This window comes from Pseudonocardia kunmingensis, assembly GCF_006716445.1.
Classification (GTDB): Bacteria; Actinomycetota; Actinomycetes; order Mycobacteriales; family Pseudonocardiaceae; genus Pseudonocardia; species Pseudonocardia kunmingensis.
Map to the genome: position 1 here is coordinate 341,439 of NZ_VFPA01000004.1, position 17,398 is coordinate 358,836.

At 72.9% G+C, this 17,398-nt stretch carries 16 protein-coding genes and 1 riboswitch; of the genes, 8 read left to right on the plus strand and 8 right to left on the minus strand.

Going from position 1 to position 17,398, the window contains the following annotated elements; genetic code table 11:
• Window positions 1-90 precede the first annotated feature (90 nt).
• Entirely contained in the window at window positions 91-723 is a 633-nt protein-coding gene (locus FB558_RS31395; protein ID WP_142059761.1) for a class I SAM-dependent methyltransferase, read from the minus strand.
• 273 nt (window positions 724-996) lie between these two features.
• Here FB558_RS31395 and FB558_RS31400 point away from each other — a divergent pair, with 273 nt between their 5' ends.
• Entirely contained in the window at window positions 997-1,839 is an 843-nt protein-coding gene (locus FB558_RS31400) for a WD40 repeat domain-containing protein (protein ID WP_142059763.1), read from the plus strand.
• A gap of 270 nt (window positions 1,840-2,109) precedes the next feature.
• Here FB558_RS31400 and FB558_RS31405 read toward each other — a convergent pair whose 3' ends face one another.
• The 4 genes from FB558_RS31405 to FB558_RS31420 form a co-directional block, all read right to left on the minus strand.
• Window positions 2,110-2,379 carry a Fur family transcriptional regulator gene (locus FB558_RS31405; protein WP_425468108.1) on the minus strand — a complete coding sequence of 90 codons (270 nt, stop codon included), beginning with the start codon at window positions 2,377-2,379 and terminating at the stop codon, window positions 2,110-2,112.
• 674 nt (window positions 2,380-3,053) lie between these two features.
• Window positions 3,054-3,611, minus strand: a complete 558-nt coding sequence (locus FB558_RS31410) for a hypothetical protein (RefSeq protein WP_142059767.1) — start codon at window positions 3,609-3,611, stop codon at window positions 3,054-3,056.
• A 38-nt stretch (window positions 3,612-3,649) separates the two neighbouring features.
• Window positions 3,650-3,880, minus strand: coding sequence for a hypothetical protein (locus FB558_RS31415; protein ID WP_142059769.1), 231 nt, complete (start codon window positions 3,878-3,880; stop codon window positions 3,650-3,652).
• Between the two features lie 1,080 nt (window positions 3,881-4,960).
• Window positions 4,961-5,287: a DUF1905 domain-containing protein gene (locus tag FB558_RS31420; RefSeq protein ID WP_142059771.1), complete on the minus strand. Its 327-nt coding sequence runs from the start codon at window positions 5,285-5,287 to the stop codon at window positions 4,961-4,963.
• A gap of 53 nt (window positions 5,288-5,340) precedes the next feature.
• On the opposite strand from FB558_RS31420, the gene FB558_RS31425 reads away from it, so the two are divergent.
• The 6 genes from FB558_RS31425 to FB558_RS31450 all read left to right on the plus strand — a co-directional run bounded on the left by FB558_RS31425 (window position 5,341) and on the right by FB558_RS31450 (window position 13,220).
• Window positions 5,341-5,718 carry a hypothetical protein gene (locus tag FB558_RS31425; protein ID WP_142059773.1) on the plus strand — a complete coding sequence of 126 codons (378 nt, stop codon included), beginning with the start codon at window positions 5,341-5,343 and terminating at the stop codon, window positions 5,716-5,718.
• 197 nt (window positions 5,719-5,915) lie between these two features.
• Window positions 5,916-7,220, plus strand: coding sequence for a preprotein translocase subunit SecY (gene secY / locus FB558_RS31430; protein WP_142059775.1), 1,305 nt, complete (start codon window positions 5,916-5,918; stop codon window positions 7,218-7,220).
• A gap of 100 nt (window positions 7,221-7,320) precedes the next feature.
• The gene (locus tag FB558_RS31435; RefSeq protein ID WP_142059777.1) at window positions 7,321-8,151 is read left to right on the plus strand and encodes a hypothetical protein; all 831 of its coding nucleotides are present in this window, start codon (window positions 7,321-7,323) and stop codon (window positions 8,149-8,151) included.
• A complete protein-coding gene (locus tag FB558_RS31440) occupies window positions 8,136-9,248 on the plus strand; it encodes a glycosyltransferase family 4 protein (RefSeq protein WP_142059779.1) in 1,113 nt (370 codons plus the stop codon). Before FB558_RS31435 ends, FB558_RS31440 begins: the two co-directional genes overlap by 16 nt.
• Window positions 9,249-9,344: 96 nt before the next feature.
• Window positions 9,345-9,565: riboswitch (cobalamin riboswitch) on the plus strand.
• A 116-nt stretch (window positions 9,566-9,681) separates the two neighbouring features.
• Window positions 9,682-12,147, plus strand: a complete 2,466-nt coding sequence (locus FB558_RS31445; protein ID WP_142059781.1) for a ribonucleoside-diphosphate reductase subunit alpha — start codon at window positions 9,682-9,684, stop codon at window positions 12,145-12,147.
• Complete coding sequence (locus FB558_RS31450) at window positions 12,144-13,220, plus strand: ribonucleotide-diphosphate reductase subunit beta (RefSeq protein WP_142059783.1); 1,077 nt, start codon at window positions 12,144-12,146, stop codon at window positions 13,218-13,220. The genes FB558_RS31445 and FB558_RS31450 overlap by 4 nt, the downstream gene beginning before the upstream one ends.
• Here FB558_RS31450 and FB558_RS31455 read toward each other — a convergent pair.
• The 3 genes from FB558_RS31455 to FB558_RS31465 form a co-directional block, all read right to left on the minus strand.
• A complete protein-coding gene (locus FB558_RS31455) occupies window positions 13,187-14,332 on the minus strand; it encodes a VanZ family protein (RefSeq protein ID WP_142059785.1) in 1,146 nt (381 codons plus the stop codon). The genes FB558_RS31450 and FB558_RS31455 overlap by 34 nt on opposite strands.
• A 145-nt stretch (window positions 14,333-14,477) precedes the next feature.
• Window positions 14,478-16,016 carry an AfsR/SARP family transcriptional regulator gene (locus FB558_RS31460; protein ID WP_170231625.1) on the minus strand — a complete coding sequence of 513 codons (1,539 nt, stop codon included), beginning with the start codon at window positions 16,014-16,016 and terminating at the stop codon, window positions 14,478-14,480.
• A gap of 215 nt (window positions 16,017-16,231) precedes the next feature.
• A complete protein-coding gene (locus FB558_RS31465; protein WP_142059789.1) occupies window positions 16,232-16,789 on the minus strand; it encodes a helix-turn-helix domain-containing protein in 558 nt (185 codons plus the stop codon).
• Window positions 16,790-16,829: 40 nt separating this feature from the next.
• Between FB558_RS31465 and FB558_RS31470 the strand changes: the two genes are divergently transcribed.
• Complete coding sequence (locus FB558_RS31470; protein ID WP_211366991.1) at window positions 16,830-17,363, plus strand: GNAT family N-acetyltransferase; 534 nt, start codon at window positions 16,830-16,832, stop codon at window positions 17,361-17,363.
• Window positions 17,364-17,398 lie beyond the last annotated feature (35 nt).

Consider the following 17,398-nt stretch of genomic DNA (forward strand, 5'->3'; position numbering starts at 1 on the left):
ATGACCCCTCCCCCAGCGGTGCCGTTCGATCGGTACGCCGGCTCCGTGGGCGTACCGCTGTGATATCCCGACCCGGTCGAGCCCGACCGGCTACGGCGCGGACCGGCGCGCGGTGGCGAGCTGGAGCTCGCCCTTGCCTCGTCGTTCGACGGCGACGTCGGTGAAACCGGCGTCCCGGAGGAGCGCAGCGAGGCACTCGTCGTCGTAGAACGCCATCCGCCGGGCCAGCAGCGGCGGCATCACGGATGCCGGCGGGTCGGGCGCGACCGTGTGGAGGACGAGGCGCCCCCCAGGGGCGAGCACCCGGGCCAGTTCGGCCAGCGCCGCCTTCCCGTCGAGGAAGAAGAAGACATTCATCGTGACGGCACAGATGAACGCGGCATCGGGATACGGCAGCCGCTCACCCGGCGCCTGGCGCACCTCCAGCCGCCCCTCGGCGACGGCGGCGGCGTTGGTCGCCTCGGCGAGGCGGACCATGTCGAGGCTGTGATCGACCGCGGCCGCGCTGCAGCCGGACCGAAGCGCCCACTCGAGGAACGTGCCGCCGCCGCAGCCGACCTCCAGCAGCCGGTCGTTCGGCGCCAGGTCGGCCGCGGCGAGCACGTCCCGGAAGATCTCGTGATGCGGCTTGGGATCGCGCCACCATCGCCGGGCGATCATCCCCCTCGGCCGCCGGAAGAAGCGATCCACGACCACGTCGCCGATCCCGCCCGGCACGCTCACCTCCCCGATCGGACGAACCTGAGGTTCAGGTCGCCACTGTCAGCGTCACCCACAGCCACGCCCCACCGCCGGTCTCGCTCGTAGCGGTGGACGCGCGATTGACCGTACACCTAGTGGAGATGGTTATCAATATCTTTAAGGTAGGCCGGGCGCTGGTCGAACGATCCGCTCTCGAGAACCGTCGCCGGGCTCGCGTTCCTGCGCCGCGACGGCCGCCGGATCGGCGCGGCCACCTACCAGGGCGTCACGATCCTGAAACCGGCCACCGACCGCATGATCGAGCACCTTCCCGCCCCGGGCGCGATCGCAGGCCTCGCCGTCGCCCCCAACGGGCGCTGGGTCGTCGGCGGCAGCCAGGACGCCACCCTGCACGGCTGGAAGGTCCCCGGCGGCAGCGACTTCCGCATGAGCGGGTTCCCCACCACCGTCTCCCGCCTCGCGTTCGAGCCCGGCGGGCGGTGGATGGCCTGCGACGCCGGCGACACCATCGCCTGCTGGGACCTCTCCGGCACCGGCCCCACCGGACGGGAGGCCCTCCTCGCCGAGGGCCACACCGCCGCGGTCACCGCGCTGTGCTGGGCGCCAACCGACGGCGCCAGCCGCGCGCTCCTCACCACCGACCGCAGGCGAGGTCGCCCCGAGTTCGGCGAGCGTGAACGGCAGGAGCCGGGACCTCCGGCAGGCGCCTCGGTCACCGGCACGTCGTTCGCAGCGGCGAGTTCTCGCAGTCGCCCCAGTCCCCGACCCAACCAACCAACCAACCAACCAGGGCGTCGTAACGAGCAGGTCCGACGGGTGCCGTCGACGGCTTCTCGTGAAGGTCGAGCAACGGCGGAGCGCCCGCGGCCACAGGTCCGCCGTGAACCCCAGCAAGGACTGCCCCAACGGCACCACGAGGTTGGACAAGCCGACACCGGGGATGGTCCGGCCGCGTGCGATCGCAGTCTGGCCCCGATCAGCAGGTCTTCGGCGTTCCCCTGGCCCGGGCTTCGAAGCCACATGATCGATCTCCATCAGGCCCTCGATGACCACTTCGACGTCTCCGCACGCTGTGGAGCGACACACGTGGCCGTTGAGGCGCCGTCCATCGTCTCATCGCAAATAGTTGTCTCCTGACAGGTTCGAGACGTCGCGCTGCCCACGATGCGCTCTTCATTGAAACAACAACTGCTATTGTCTTCACTCGCTACCGCGGGGCGCGCAGAAACGCCGACGAAGTGTCAACGGTCTCTGAATCTTGACCCCGTGTCGGTCTGGCCGCCACGTGGTCAGTCTTCAGAGATCGTCAACACGAAGGACCACCCGTCCTCACAGTGAGCAGGGCGAGCGAGATTGACGGCTGACAGCAGCGTGATCGCCTGTCGCGCACCAGACGCCGACGGCCCATCACGCAGTGCTGCCGAACCGAGGCGGGGCACCCACACATTCTCCGCAGTTTCCGAAGATCTCCAGCGTGTAGTCGACATCAGAGTATCCGTGCACCGTGGCGACCCGCTGAGCCCAAGCCTCAACCGGAGACTCCTCGATCTCGACCGCGCGCCTGCAGAGCCGACAGACGAGGTGGTGGTGGTGATGGCCGCCCGATCGGCAGCGTCGATAGGCTGCCTCGCCGGTGGCCGTGCGCAGGACATCGATCCGGCCACCGACGAGTTCCACCAAGCCTTCACGCGCATCACCGGGCCACTTCTTGGATAGCCCGAAGCCGCTGTAGCCGCACGGACCGTCACTGCCCCGCTGGCGGGCTTCAGCCCCTCGTTGCGAGTGAGCACGTGCGAACGGCTCGCGGCGGAGGACCTGGGATGCTCCGGGCCGGGCGCACCGGCTATTCGTTCGGGCTCTCGGCTTTGCAGGCGGCGGGGGTGAGCCACTCGTAGGCGGTGCACAGCCGGTTCGATCGGCCGGCCCCGTGCCAGGTCAGCCCGAACCGCCTGGTGTCGCCGGTGCGGGCTGTGGCATCGACGAACATCTCGCAGGACCCGGTGTGGTCGGCCCGCGAGCTCGCACGAGCCGACCTTCACCTGCGGGTAGTCGGGGTGATCGGCCCACTCGAACAGGTAGCCGAACGGACCGGTGAGATCCTCCGGCGAGATCCGCACCGCCGAGTCGCACCCCAGGTGGAAGTTCGCGTCATCCATCCCCGCCCCTCAATGAGATCACCTGGTCTCGAGCGTAGGGCTCGCATCCAGCGACGGGATCGGACCACGTTGTTCTGACCGTCAAGAATCGATCCTCAGCCTGCTGAGCTGGCCGCTGGTCTCGACCATGCAAGCCGGAGGCTCGGCCTACTGGCAGTCACCGAGAACCTGGTGTCGCAACCCAATGGCTCGGTTTCAGGGGCTCGGCGCGTGCGGCTGGTACGGCATCGTTCGGGGTTCGCGGGGTGGCGGGACCAGGTTGTCGCCCGGCCAGAACGGGGCCTGCTCGGCGACCGTCCTTACATGTCCGATCAGCTCGTCCAGCTGCTGCTGCCGCTGGGCCGGGCCAGCGGAGGATCCGCTGCCGTCGGTGTAGTGGAGCTCGTGCACCGTGCTCGGCCCTCCCGCGAGCAGGCGGGCGGCGAGCTCCGGCAGGCCCAGCGGCATGGCATCGCACCGGTGGGTTCGCGTCACCTCGACGACCGCCTCGACCACGCGCTCCCAGTCCCCAACCCGATACCACAGCTCGCCGCCATCCAACTCGAAGGTCACCGTCGACAACGGCACCACGCAGCCCGGCGTCCGTCCCGGAAACTCGGTCAGGCACCGGTAGATCAGGCCGCCGTCGGGCTGGGGCACCGCCGGGTGCAACAACGTCGCCGCGTGCACGATCGTCGCGTTGATCGGCACCGGGTGCTGCGGGGACCGATACGGCGCGTGCAGCGACAGCAAGTAGACATCGTGAACTGTCATCGACTCGGTGCGCCTCCTTCGCCATTCGGCAACGCCGACTACCTGTTGTCGTGTTCAGCCAGGAGCCGCTGCACCTCGGCGCGCTCAAACTGCCCGAAGTCAGTGTCGATCAGCTCGGAGATGGCCTTGGTCAGCCGCTGGACATCGTCAGCGTCGAGCTTCAGCTCACCGAAACTGCGTCCGTCCGCGCCGGTGATGGTGACGATGGCCTCGGTGTCGCCCGGCACATGGTCGGCCAGCTGCCGGCGCAAGCCGTACATGGCGAACACCAGGGCGGCCTGTCTCGCGGGGCTGTCATACGGCCGAAGTGGTGCCTCACCGTGGCGCCAGCGAGACGGAATAGGAGCCATAGCGCGCAGGTCCCTTCCTCGGAACGTCCTGTCGGTGTCGTCGGCCTCTCTCGAGCCCTCGGCGAGCGTGGCACAGATGGGCCTACCGGATGGGGCGTTTCGGAAAGTTCCACGGTCGCATCTCCTCGGTACGCACGGCCGCGTTGTCCCGGCGTCGCGAACCACGGCCCGCGCCGCCACCCGAGGAGGTGGTGCCGGCTGGTCTCCCTCCCCTATCAGCTCCACCAGCTCGGAGGCGGACTGGGGCCGATCGGGTGAGGTCGAGGAAGATCTTTTTCGTCGACTCCAGCGAACGCTCTGATCACCCAGGCCTCAGCGGCGACGGCGGAGAGCTATGCGACAGCGCCGACTCGATCGGCGAACTCCCGAAGCCCGGGCAACCTCGTGGCCATCGGGTGGCGCAGGAGACAGCGGGTGATGTGTTGGATGGTGCCGCGGTGGCGGACCTCGTCCGGGTGGCCTGCTCGGCGGACAGTAGGGCTCGGTAGCAATGCTCGGTCTTGCCCCATTGGTGGAATGAACGCGCGACGTCGGTCCAGTACTGGCCAAGGCGTTCGACGGTCGGAATCACGGTCGGGTTGACACAGCGGGCGATATCGACGGATGTGCCAGGGTCACCGAGGGCGCGGGCGATGCTGACGCGGTACAGATCGATGCCGGTGGGGTGAACGAGTTCGGGTGGGCGAGACCGGCGGCGCTGTCTCCGACCCGGTGGGCGATCTGTCCGGCCTCGGTGATCAGGCTGCGGGCGGTGTCGCGGTCGCCGCCCGACGCCGCGGTGTAGGAGGCCGTGGCCAGCAGTGACCCGTACATCGACATGTGTTCGGGCCCGCGGCGCAGCTCCGCTGACCCGCCAATAGTCGTCAACGGACGACCGGTGCCGACAGCACGAAACCCGCCTCCACAACCAGCGTTCCGACCGAAAGCCGCTGGTCGGACCGGGTCCCATCCTTTCGTAATCCCGCCGGGGGCACAGGCATCGCGGCCCGCACCGGTTCCTCAGCACGTCGGGCCGGTGCCGTTCGCCTGGCGGCCGCCCCTGGGCGCGATGCTCATCGCCACCGCGACCACGTCGCCGTCATCGACGTCCTCCGCCCGCCGGACGGCGTCCTTGACCGGCAGCACGTAGCCGCCGTCCTTGGGCAGCAGCGAGGTCTCCCACTCGGTGGCGCCGATGCGGGCCCGCACCGGGACCGCGCCCCAGCCGTACGACGCCTGCGCGGCCTCGGCGCGCACGTGGGCGCAACCGTCCTCGGGGACGGTCAACCAGTGGAACGGGGCCGGTCCACGCCATTCCCACAGCTCGGCGCGGAACTCCAGATCCATGGGGCCACGCTAGCGGCGGACCGGTACTGGTAGAACCACATCCCGTGAGCGGAATGCCGGCGTCTGCCGAGGGAGCCCACCGGCTCGCGGCCGCCCGGCGCCTGTTCGGCAGCGTGTTCGTCCTGATCGCCACGGCGGCCACGTTCCTCACGGTCGGCGTGCCGGTCACGAAGACCGCCGCGCTGTCCCTCGCTGTGTCCACGCACCAGGTCGACACGCGGGCCGGCGGACCGGCCGGCACCGACGCGCTCCTCGTCGCCGACCCGCACGGTCCGGACGCTCCGGCGCACGTCGCCGTCGCGACCGCGGAACCGCTGCTGCCCCGTCCCGCCGGCGCGCGCGCCGCCCGGCAGGCCCCGCACGCCACCGACCCGCCGCGGGCGGGCGCGGGCTCGGCGTGGAGCGCGCGGGGACCGCCCGGCCCGGCCTGACCGCTCCCGCCTCCCCGGCGGCTCCCCTCGCCCCGATCGACTCGCCGTCGATCGTCCTGTCCCGGGCGCGTCCGGCGCCCGGTCCGCGGGCTCCGTGCGCCTGTGCGCCGCCCGTGCACACCTCCCGGCCGCCGCCGTCGCGGCAGGCCCCCCGGCCCCGTGGTCCGCGCGATCACGCCTCCCCTCGAGGACCCCGCATGCTCTCCGTCGTCCGCTCCGTGTTCACCACCCCCGGCCTGCGTAGGAAGATCCTGCTGACGCTGCTCGTCGTCGCCGTCGCCCGGCTCGGCTCGGCGATCCCGGCGCCCGGTGTCTCGTTCCGCAACCTCCAGCAGTGCGTGCGGGAGGTCGAAGGCTCCGGCGCGCCCGGCGTCCACGCACTGCTCGACCTGCTCAGCGGCGGCGCCCTGCTGCAGCTGTCGGTGTTCGCCGTGGGGGTGGTCCCCTACATCACCGCGAGCATCGTCGTGCAGCTGCTCACCGTCGTGGTCCCGCGCTTCGAGCAGCTGAAGAAGGACGGCCGGTCCGGGCAGGGCACGCTGACGCAGTACACCCGCTACCTGACGATCGCCCTCGCGACGCTGCAGGCCACCGCGACCGTCGCGCTCGCCCAACGGGGCCAGCTCTTCGCCGGCTGCACGCTCCCCGTCCTGCCGGACACCCGCGCGCTGACGGTCGTGACGGTCGTCGTGGTCATGGTCGCCGGGAGCGCCGTGCTCATGTGGCTCGGCGAGGTGGTCACGGAGAAGGGCATCGGCAACGGCATCTCCGTCCTGATGCTCACCTCGATCGCGCACCGCATCCCGGCGGAGGGCCGCACGATCTACCAGAGCGCGGGTCCGCTCGTGTTCGCCGGCGTGTGCGTGTTCGCGCTCGCGATCATCGCCTGCGTCGTGTTCGTCGAGCAGAGCCAGCGCCGCATCCCCGTCCGGTACGCGAGGCGGATGGTCGGGCGCCGCATGTACGGCGGCACCACGACCTACCTGCCGCTGAAGCTGAACCAGGCCGGCGTCGTACCGGTGATCTTCGCCAGCTCGCTGCTCTACGTCCCGACCATGGTCACGCAGCTGTTCGGTGCCGACGCGGGCCCGCTCGGCCGCATCGCGGCGACCCACCTCGCCGACCCGTCCGGTCCACTGCACATCGCGCTCTACGCGGCCTTGATCGTCTTCTTCACCTACTTCTACGTGGGGATCACGTTCGACCCGGTGGAGCGGTCGGAGGAGCTGAAGCGGTTCGGGGGCTTCGTCCCCGGGCTGCGGCCGGGCCGCCCGACCGCGCAGCACCTCCACCACGTGCTCTCCCGGACGACGCTCGCGGGCTCGCTGTACCTGGGCGTCGTCGCCCTGCTGCCGAACCTGTTCCTCGGGCTGACGGGCGGCGGGCAGAACCTCCCGCTCGGCGGTACCGCCGTCCTGATCCTCGTCGGCGTCGCGCTGGACACCGTGAAGCGCGTCGAGAACCAGCTGATGGAGCGCAGCTACGGCGGTTTCCTCCGCTGACCGGGCGTCCTCGCCGGGCGTGGACACTAGACTCCGGCGAGGCGACCGACCACCAGGAGCCAGCACGTGTGCGACCCGCGACGCCCGGAGGGCCGCTGACGTGCGCGTCCGGATCGCCACCCGGCCCGGATCCGCCGACCGGCCCAACGAGGACCACGCCGTCGCGGACACCGGCACGGCCGTGGTGGTCGACGGTCTGACCGCGCGCACGGAGACGCACTGCGTGCACGGCGTGGCCTGGTTCGCCGCGCAGCTCGCGCGCGACGTCCGGGACGCTCGCGACGTGACACCCCGCGACGCCCTGCGCGCCGGGATCGCCCGCACCGCGGCCCGGCACGCCGGGACCTGCGACCTGGAGGCCCGCGCGACGCCGTGCGCCGCCGTCGGGGTCGTCCGGGTGGCCGACGGGGTGCTGCGGTACGCCGTGCTGGGCGACGTGTCGCTCGTGCTCGACGGCGAGCACGTGGTGTCCGACCAGCGGGTCGCCGAGGCCGGGCGGGAGGAGCGGGCGGCGGCCGCACGGCTGCCCGTCGGGTCCGCGGCACGGGCGACCGCGCTCGTCGAGATGAAGCGGGCCGAGATCGCGCAGCGGAACCGGCCGGGTGGGTACTGGACCGCGGCGACCGACCCGGCCGCGGCCGACCACGCGCTGACCGGCGAGGTCCCGCTCCGCGAGCTCACCCGCGTCGCGATCCTCTCGGACGGGGCGGCGCGCGCCGTCGACCCGTTCGGCCTGACCGACTGGGCCGGGGTGCTCGACCTCCTCGCCGCCGACGGCCCGGACGCGCTCCTCGCCCGGGTCCGCGCCGCCGAACACGCCGATGCGGACGCTCGCCGGTGGCCTCGCACCAAGGTGTCCGACGACGCCACCGCGGTCCTGTGCGAGCACCTCCGCCGGAACGAGGACGAGGACGCGTGCGCCTCACGCTGATCGGGCCCGCCTTCCCGTGGCGCGGTGGCATCCCCCTGCTCACCACCGAGCTGGCGCACCGGCTCGCCGCCGACGGCCACCACGTCCGGGTCCGCACCTGGACGCGGCAGGGGCCGGCCCGGCTGCTGCCCGCCCAGCGCCACCCGCTCACGGCCCCCGAGGCGCGGCCCTTCCCCACCGTCGACGAGCCGCTGTCGTGGCGCAACCCGCTCGACTGGGTGCGGACCGGCCGGCGCGCGGGCGCGGAGTCCGACCTCGTCGTGCTGGTCTTCTACACCACCGTGCAGGCACCGGCCCTCACCGTCATCGCACGGCTGGCGCGGCGGCGGGCCCGGGTCGTCGTCATCTGCGCGAACGCCGTGCCGCACGAACCGCGTCCGGGCGACCGGGTGCTCCTGGCCCGGCTCGTCCGGGGCGCCGACGCCGCGGTCACGCACACCGACGCCGAGCGAGCGGCGCTCTGCAGGCTCACCGACCGACCGGTCGCGGTCGCCCCCCTCCCGCCGCACCTCCCCGACACCGACCGACCGGAGCTGCGACCCGACCGACCGGCCCTGCACCGCCTGCTCTTCTTCGGCAAGGTGCGCCCCTACAAGGGCGTGGACGTGCTGCTGGAGGCGCTCCGCGAGGTCCCCGGCGTCACGCTCTCGATCGTCGGCGAGTTCTACGAGGACGTGGCCCGCACCCGCGCGACGGTGCGCGCGCTCGGACTCGCCGACCGCGTCGAGCTGCACCCCGACTACCTCCCGGCCGACCGCATCCCCGCGCTGTTCGCCCGGTTCGACGCGCTGGTGCTGCCCTACCGCACGGCGACCGCGTCGCAGCTCGTCGCCCTGGCGCACTGGAACGGGCTCCCGGTGGTCGCGACCCGCGTCGGCAACTTCCCCGAGACCGTGCGCGACGGTGTCGACGGGCTGCTGTGCACGCCGGGGGACGCGGGCGACCTCGCCCGGGCGCTGCGCGCGCTCCACGAGCCGGGGCGGCTGGAGCGGCTGCGCACGGGGGTGCGGCCGGCCGCCACGGAGGGCGTCTGGCAGCGGTACACGGAGACGCTCTTCCGGCTCGCCGCCCGCCCTCCGCACGAGGCGGCGCGCTGAAGGCCGGGAGCAGGCCCGCCGGTCGTCCCGAGGGACGGGAAAGTGGCGACACGCCACGACATGTGGGGGTCACGCGCGCCGACACCCACGACATGTAGCGTTCGCCGCGCTGATGGTTCGCCGCCGCCCGCACGGGTGGCGGCGGGGCGAGAGGGAACCCGGTGCGAATCCGGGACTGCCCCGCAGCGGTGAGTGGGAACGACCGCCGTCACCACGCACTGGGTCACCCGACCCGGGAAGCGACGGCCAGTAGGAGCACCGGTCCGTGCCGGTGCGCGCCCGCGAGTCCGAAGACCTGCCATCGGCGCGCGCACCGCCGGTGCGCGCTGTCCGGGGTCCTCGCGGGACGGACCCGGGGCGGGCCGTCGCGCCCGTTCCCGGGCCTGCCCCCGTGACCCCGACACCTGGTCGTCGAGCTCGCGAGGAGAGAGCTGTGACCCCATCACCCACCCTCCCGATCACCCCCGCCGCCACCGAGCCCGCGCTGCACGTCACCGAGCCCGACGGGAGCAGGCGCCCGCTCGACCGGGGGCGGGTCGAGCAGCTCGTCGCCGAGGCGACCGCGGGGATCCCCGACGTCGCCACCGAGCCGGTCCTGGCCGAGGTCCGGCGCACCCTCTACGACGGCATCACCGCCGACGAGCTCGGGCTCGCCACCGTCATGGCCGGGCGCACCCTCGTGGAGTCGGAGCCGAACTACAGCCACGTCACGGCGCGGCTGCTGCTCGACGTCCTGCGCACGGAGGCGCTGTCCCACCTCGCCGGTGCACGCGAGCAGGCGCGCCAGGACGAGATGGCCGACCGGTACCCGGGCTACTTCCGGGCCTACCTCGCGCGGGCCGTCGCCCTGGAGCGGGCCGACCCGGCCCTGCTGACCTTCGACCTGGACCGGATCACCGCCGCGTTGCGCCCCGAACGCGACCTCGACTTCACGTTCCTCGGCCTGCAGACGCTCTACGACCGCTACTTCCTGCACGAGCGCGGTACGCGGTTCGAGCTGCCGCAGGCGTTCTTCATGCGGGTGGCGATGGGCCTGGCGCTGCGGGAGGACGACCGGGAGGCGCGCGCCGTCGAGTTCTACGAGCTGCTGTCGTCGTTCCGCTTCATGGCCTCGACGCCCACGCTGTTCAACGCCGGCACCACCCGCGCGCAGCTGTCGTCGTGCTTCCTCACCACCGTCGACGACGACCTCGACTCGATCTTCTCCGGCTACCGCGCCAACGCCCTGCTCGCCAAGTACTCCGGCGGCCTGGGCAACGACTGGACCCCCGTCCGCGGACTCGGCGCCCACATCCGGGGCACCAACGGGAGGTCCCAGGGCGTGGTGCCGTTCCTGAAGATCGCGGGGGACACCGCCGTCGCGGTCAACCAGGGCGGCAAGCGCAAGGGCGCCGCGTGCGCGTACCTGGAGACCTGGCACGTCGACGTCGAGGAGTTCCTCGACCTGCGCAAGAACACCGGCGACGACCGGCGGCGCACCCACGACATGAACACCGCGAACTGGGTGCCCGACGAGTTCCTGCGCCGCGTCGAGGCCGACGCGGGGTGGACGCTGTTCTCCCCCGACGAGACGCCCGACCTGCACGACCTCTACGGCACCGCGTTCGCCACCCGCTACCGCGAGTACGAGGCGGCCGCCGACCGCGGGGAGATCCGGGTGTTCCGCCGGGTGCGGGCCGTCGACCTGTGGCGGCGGATGCTCACGATGCTCTTCGAGACCGGGCACCCGTGGATCACGTTCAAGGACCCCTGCAACCTGCGCTCCCCGCAGCAGCACGCCGGGGTCGTGCACTCGTCCAACCTGTGCACCGAGATCACGCTGAACACCAGGGCGGGCGACGACGGGGAGGTGGCCGTCTGCAACCTCGGGTCGGTGAACCTCGCGGCCCACACCGGTCCGGACGGGCTGGACGCGGTGAGGCTCGAGCGCACCGTGCGGACCGCGGTGCGGATGCTCGACAACGTGATCGACATCAACTTCTACACGATCCCGGAGGCCCGCCGGTCCAACCTGCGCCACCGGCCCGTCGGCCTCGGCCTGATGGGGTACCAGGACGCGCTGTTCGTGCAGCGGATCCCGTTCGCGAGCGCCGCCGCCGTCGAGTTCGCCGACCGCAGCGCGGAGCTGCTGAGCTTCCACGCGATCGCCGCGTCGAGCGATCTCGCGGCCGAGCGCGGGCGCTACCCCAGCTTCGACGGCTCGCTGTGGAGCCGGGGCGTGCTCCCGATCGACTCGCTCGCCCTGCTCGCCGCGGCCCGCGAGGGCGACGCGCTGGACGTCGACACGACCACCACCCTGGACTGGGACGCGCTGCGCGAGCGGGTCCGCGCCCAGGGGATGCGCAACTCGAACGTGCTGGCCATCGCCCCGACGGCGACGATCTCCAACATCTGCGGGGTCGGGCCGTCGATCGAGCCGCAGTTCCGCAACCTGTTCGTGAAGTCGAACATGTCCGGCGAGTTCACCGTGGTGAACCCGCACCTCGTGGGCGACCTCAAGGCCCGTGGGCTGTGGGACGCCGCGATGGTCGCCGACCTCAAGTTCTTCGACGGCGGACTCGGCGCGATCGACCGCGTTCCCGACGACCTCAAGGCGCTCTACGCCACCGCGTTCGAGATCGACGCCCGCTGGCTGGTCGAGGCGGCGTCGCGGCGGCAGAAGTGGCTCGACCAGGCCCAGTCGCTGAACCTCTACCTCGCCGCCCCGAGCGGTCGCGCCCTGGACGAGATCTACCGCCTTGCCTGGCACAAGGGCCTCAAGACCACCTACTACCTGCGCACGCAGGCGGCGACGCAGGTGGAGAAGTCCACGCTGCGCGGCACCGACGGCCGGCTCAACGCCGTCCCCGCCCCCGCCGCCTGCCGCGTCGACGACCCGGACTGCGAGGCCTGCCAGTGACAACGACGCCGACCACGACGCCGACCACCGGCCTGGAACCGATCGACCGCGGCGCCGCCCCCGTCGACGCCGGCGCCAAGCGCATGATCAACGCTCGCGCGGACGTCAACCAGCTCCTCCCGCTCAAGTACCGGTGGGCGTGGGACAAGTACCTGGCCGCCTGCAGCAACCACTGGATGCCCACCGAGGTGTCCATGCAGGCCGACATCGCGCTGTGGCGCAGCCCCGACGGCCTCACGCCCGACGAGCGGCTGCTGCTGACCCGCAACCTCGGCTTCTTCGCCACGGCCGAGTCGCTGGTCGCGAACAACGTCGTGCTGGCCGTCTACCGGCACCTCACCAACCCGGAGTGCCGCCAGTACCTGCTGCGGCAGGCGTTCGAGGAGGCCGTGCACACGCACACGTTCCAGTACGTGTGCGAGAGCCTCGGCCTCGACGAGGGCGAGCTGTTCAACGCCTACCGCGAGGTCCCCTCGATCACCGACAAGGACGCATGGGCGCTGGAGCACACCCGCCACCTCGCCGACCCCGGTTTCACCACCGGCACCCCGGCCGCCGACCGCGCGTTCCTGCGTGACCTCGTGGCGTTCTACGTCGTCTTCGAGGGGATGTGGTTCTACACCGGTTTCGCGCAGATCCTGTCGCTGGGCCGCCGGAACAAGATGGTGGGGATCGCCGAGCAGTACCAGTACATCCTGCGCGACGAGTCGATCCACCTGAACTTCGGCATCGACTGCATCAACCAGATCAGGCTCGAGGACCCGGACCTGTGGACGGACGGGTTCGCCGCCGAGGTCCGGGGGATGCTCGGCGAGGCCTGCGAGCTGGAGGTCGCCTACGCCCGAGACACGCTGCCCCGCGGCGTCCTCGGCCTGACCGCGGACGCCTGCGCGCAGTACATGCGGTTCACCACCGACCGGCGGGCCCGCCAGATCGGGCTGGCGCCGCTTCACGGCGAGCGCGAGAACCCGTTCCCCTGGATGAGCGAGGCGATGGACCTGGGGAAGGAGAAGAACTTCTTCGAGACCCGCGTCGTCGACTACCGGACGGGCGGCGGGCTCGACTGGGACTGAGCCGCCGCTTCGTCCACGCGGACGTCGACCACCGTGGTCCGGGTGACCACGCCGCCGAGGCCACGGTGGTCCCGCGTGGTGAACAGCGCGACGAGGCTCGCCGCGCCCCACAGCGCGGCGAGCCCGGCGAGCGCACCACCGGCCAGCTGGCAGAGCACGAACCCGCCGGTCCCCGCCAGGGTCCGGGCCAGCCGCCGGCCCCGGCCCGGCGGGTGCCCGTCGCCCAGCGCCGGGCGCAGCAGCACCGCCCGCTGACCGGCGGTGCCCCCGGCGCCCACGAGCGGGGGCAGCACCAGCAGCACGACGGCCGGCAGCCAGAACGTGAGGCCCTGCTGCAGCGCGACGACCCACTCGGGACGGGCGCTGCCGTTCACGGCGACGCCGGCGCCGAACACCAGCACCGCGTTCAGCGGTACGCCGACCAGCGCGCCGAGGAGCTGGACCGCGACGAGGTCGCACACGACGCCGAGCAACCGCCGCGCTCCCGTCACGGGCCGCGGCTGCCCGGCGTGCGGTGCCCGCGCGCGCTGCCCGGGTACGACGGCGAGCAGCGGGGCCGCGATCGCCCCGACCAGCGCGCCGAGCCCGTTGGCGATGAGGTCGTCGACGTCGGCGATCCGGTAGGCGCAGGGGTAGAGGAACCAGTTGCCGGTGTACTGCGTCAGCTCGACGAGAACCGACACGGCCACGCCCACCAGCGCCGCGACGACGACGGAGCGCCGGCCGAGGTAGCGCACGAACGCGCCGAGCGGCACGAACAGCGCCACGTTGAACACGACCTGCTGCACCGCGGGGTTCGCCAGGACCGCCCGCGGGCCGGCACCGACCTGCTCGGCGCGGATGTCGGCGAGGAAGCGCAACGGATCGAGCTGCGGGACGGCCAGCGCCAGGTGCCGGGCGCAGAAGGCGGCGTCGACCTGGGGCAACGGCAGGAGCACGTACGCCACGAGCGCGAGCCCGTAGACGAGGGCCGCGAACGCGATCAGGGCCCGGCCCGGACCGAGCTCGCCACGGCGGCGGTAGACCACGGCCACGTAGGGGACGAGCAGCACGCCCGCGAGCGCGACGCCCAGGAAGACGGCGATCACCGCAGGCACGATCCGGTCACCCACGCCCGGCGCTCCCCCTCATGACGACCCGCGGCCGCAGGCTACGCCCGCCGGACCGGACGGGGCGCCCTCCTCGCGGCGGCACCGGGCCGGTCCATCCGACCGGGGGACGGGCGCCCGAGATCGCGCGGGAGGTCAGCACCGCGGATCACGGCGCGGTGCGGCTCGCCGGATCCGCTCCGAGCTCTCCCAGGTAGGCCGCGATCGACAGGCCCGGCCGGGTCAACAACGCCACCGCCGCCCTCCGGAGCGCGAGCGGCAGGCCCCCGGTGTGCTCGACGAGCCGTGCGACGCCGTCCGGCTCGGCGCGCACCCGGTCGCCCACGATGTCGCGGAGCACGCCGTGCGCCTCCTCGGGGGCGAGCATCCCCAGCGCGACCCGGTGCGCGCCCGGCGAGACGAGCAGGTCGGCGGGCTCGCACCGGGACGTCGCCAGCACCGCGCAGGTCGGCGCGCCGGGCAGGAGAGCCCGCACGACCGCGGCGTCGGCCGCGCCGTCCAGGACGACGAGCAGGCGGCGCCCCGCCGTCATCGACCGGAAGAGGGCCGCGGCGTCGACCCGCCCGGCGGGTACCGCCCCGGCGGGCGCGCCGAGGGCGCGCAGGAAGGACGCGAGGACGGCCTCGACGTCCGGCGCGCCGGGGCCGTCGAGGGACGCGAACAGCTGGCCGTCCGGGAACCGCTCGGCGACCCGATGGGCGGCCTGCACGGCGACGGTCGTCTTGCCCGTGCCCGCGGGACCGGTGAGCACGACCAGCCGCGGCGCACCGGCCTCCGGCGGCGCCGCGAGGACGTCGACGACCTCCGCGATCTCGGCCGTCCGCCCGACCACGCCGTTGGTCGCCATCGGCAGCTGGCGCGGGGCCGGCGCCGGCGCCCACCCCGGTGCGGCCGGCGCGGCCGGCTGGTCCACGCCGGTGAGGATCTGCTGGTGGGCCGCACGCAGCTCGGGTCCCGGATCGACACCGAGGTCCTCGGCCAGCATCCGCGTGACGATCCGGTAGGTCTCCAGCGCCTCGCCCTGGCGGTGCGCCCCGTACAACGCGCGCATCCGCTGCACCCAGAACCGCTCGCGCAACGGGTGGTCACGGGTGAGGCCCATCAGCTCCGCGCACAGCTGCGCGTGCCGGCCGAGCCGCAGGTCGAGATCCACCCGCAGCTCGACGACCTGCAGGTACCGTTCCACCAGCCGCGGCGTCTCGTCGCGGTGCAGCGCCTCGGACACCACGTTCGACATCGGCGGCACCGCCCGCCACAGGCCCAGCGCCTCGGCCAGCTGCGCGGAGGCGGCCTCCAGGTCCCCCGCGTCGGCGGCGCGCGTCCCCCGCTCGACCGCCTCGCCGAAGCGGTCCACGTCGAGCGTGCCGTGGCGCAGCTCGAGGCGGTAGCCCTCGGGCTCGGTGCGGATCACGCATCCGGTGCAGGCGAGGGCGCGGCGCAGGCGCATCACGTACTTCTGCACGGCGCCGCGCGGGTCGGCGGGCGCCTCCTGGTCCCACAGCTTCTCGCCGAGCTCGCGGACCGGCACCACCCGGTCCGCCCGCAGCAGCAGCATCGCCAGCAGCACCCGCTGCTTGCGCGGGGGCACCGGGATCGCGCGGCCGCGCGACACGATCTCCAGCGGGCCCAGGAGGCGGAACTCGACCGCACTCGTGCCGGGCCCCGAGCCGTCGACGGTCGTCGTCATCCGCGCCCGCTCTCCCTCGTCGCCGTTGCTGAGGGGAATGTAGGAGCTTTCCCCCTGCCCCGGGCACCGCGCAGGAGGACTTTGCGGATCTTTAAGGGTGCCGCAGGAGCCCGACCGGAATGCGCGCCCCGTCCGTCCGAGCAGCCCGGCGCGCTCGCCGAGGAGCGGGTCACCGTCACCGGCGAGGCGGGCCCGCGTGTTCGCCGCGGGGGAACTCATCGGCGGGTGAGCGCCACCAGGTAGCGGCAGGACCGATCGGTGGGGTTGGCGAACACGCGCGGCCCGGGCGCCCCGAGCTGGAGGCAGTCACCGGGGTCCAGCTCGTGCACCGTGTCACCCTCGTGCAGGCGCAGGTGCCCGTCGAGCACCCAGATCTGCTGGTGGACCAGTGCCTGGGAGTCGCCCGCGAACGCGACCCGGGCCCGGGCGGGCAGCTCGACCTCCACCAGCTCGAGTGGCCGGCCGCTGGCCGGTGAGACCGTGCGGCGGCGGTATCCGCTGGCCGGGTCGGTCCAGGTGGGCTGGTCGGCAGCGCGGACGAGCCGTCCGCCGCCGTCCTCGGCGCGGGCCACCAGCTCGGACAGCGTCATGCCGAGGGCGCCGGCCAGCCGGGCGAGCAGGACGGCGGTCGGCTGCGCGTCACCGCGCTCGATCTTGCCGATCATCGCGCGGGAGACGCCCGCCCGTTCCGCCAGCGCGCTCACCGAGAGGCCGTGCGCCTCCCGGGCCACCTGGAGCGTGGCGGCGAGGGACGAGCCGAGGGTGTCGGACACGGTGCCACTATAGGCGACACTTCTGGTTATCATCGTTGCCATGAAGGTCCGCGCCGCCACCGTCGAGGACGCCGCCGCGTGCGCGGCGATCTACGCCCCGTACGTCACCGACACCGCGATCACGTTCGAGGCCGACCCGCCCACGGCGGCGGAGATGGCCGAGCGGATCGCCGCGGCCGCGCGCACCCATGCGTGGCTCGCCCTCGAGGACCCCGACGACGGCGGCCGGGTCGTCGGCTACGCCTACGCCGGTCCGTTCAAGACGCGGCCCGCCTACCGCTGGGCCTGCGAGACCAGCATCTACCTGGAGCTCGGCCGCCGCCGCACCGGCGGTGGGCGAGCGCTGTACGAGGCGCTGTTCGGGCTGCTCGCCGAGCGGGGCTACCGCACCGCCGTCGCCGGCATGACGCTGCCGAACGACGCGAGCGCCGGCTTGCACCGGGCGCTGGGGTTCGAGCTGGTCGGCACCTACGAGCGCATCGGGTGGAAGCACGGGCGGTGGCACGACGTCGCCTGGCTGCAGCGGACCCTCGCGGAGGACCCGGACCCGGACCCGCCCGTCGAGCCGCGCTGAGCGCTCGCGTCCGCTGCGACCGAGGCCGGCCGGGC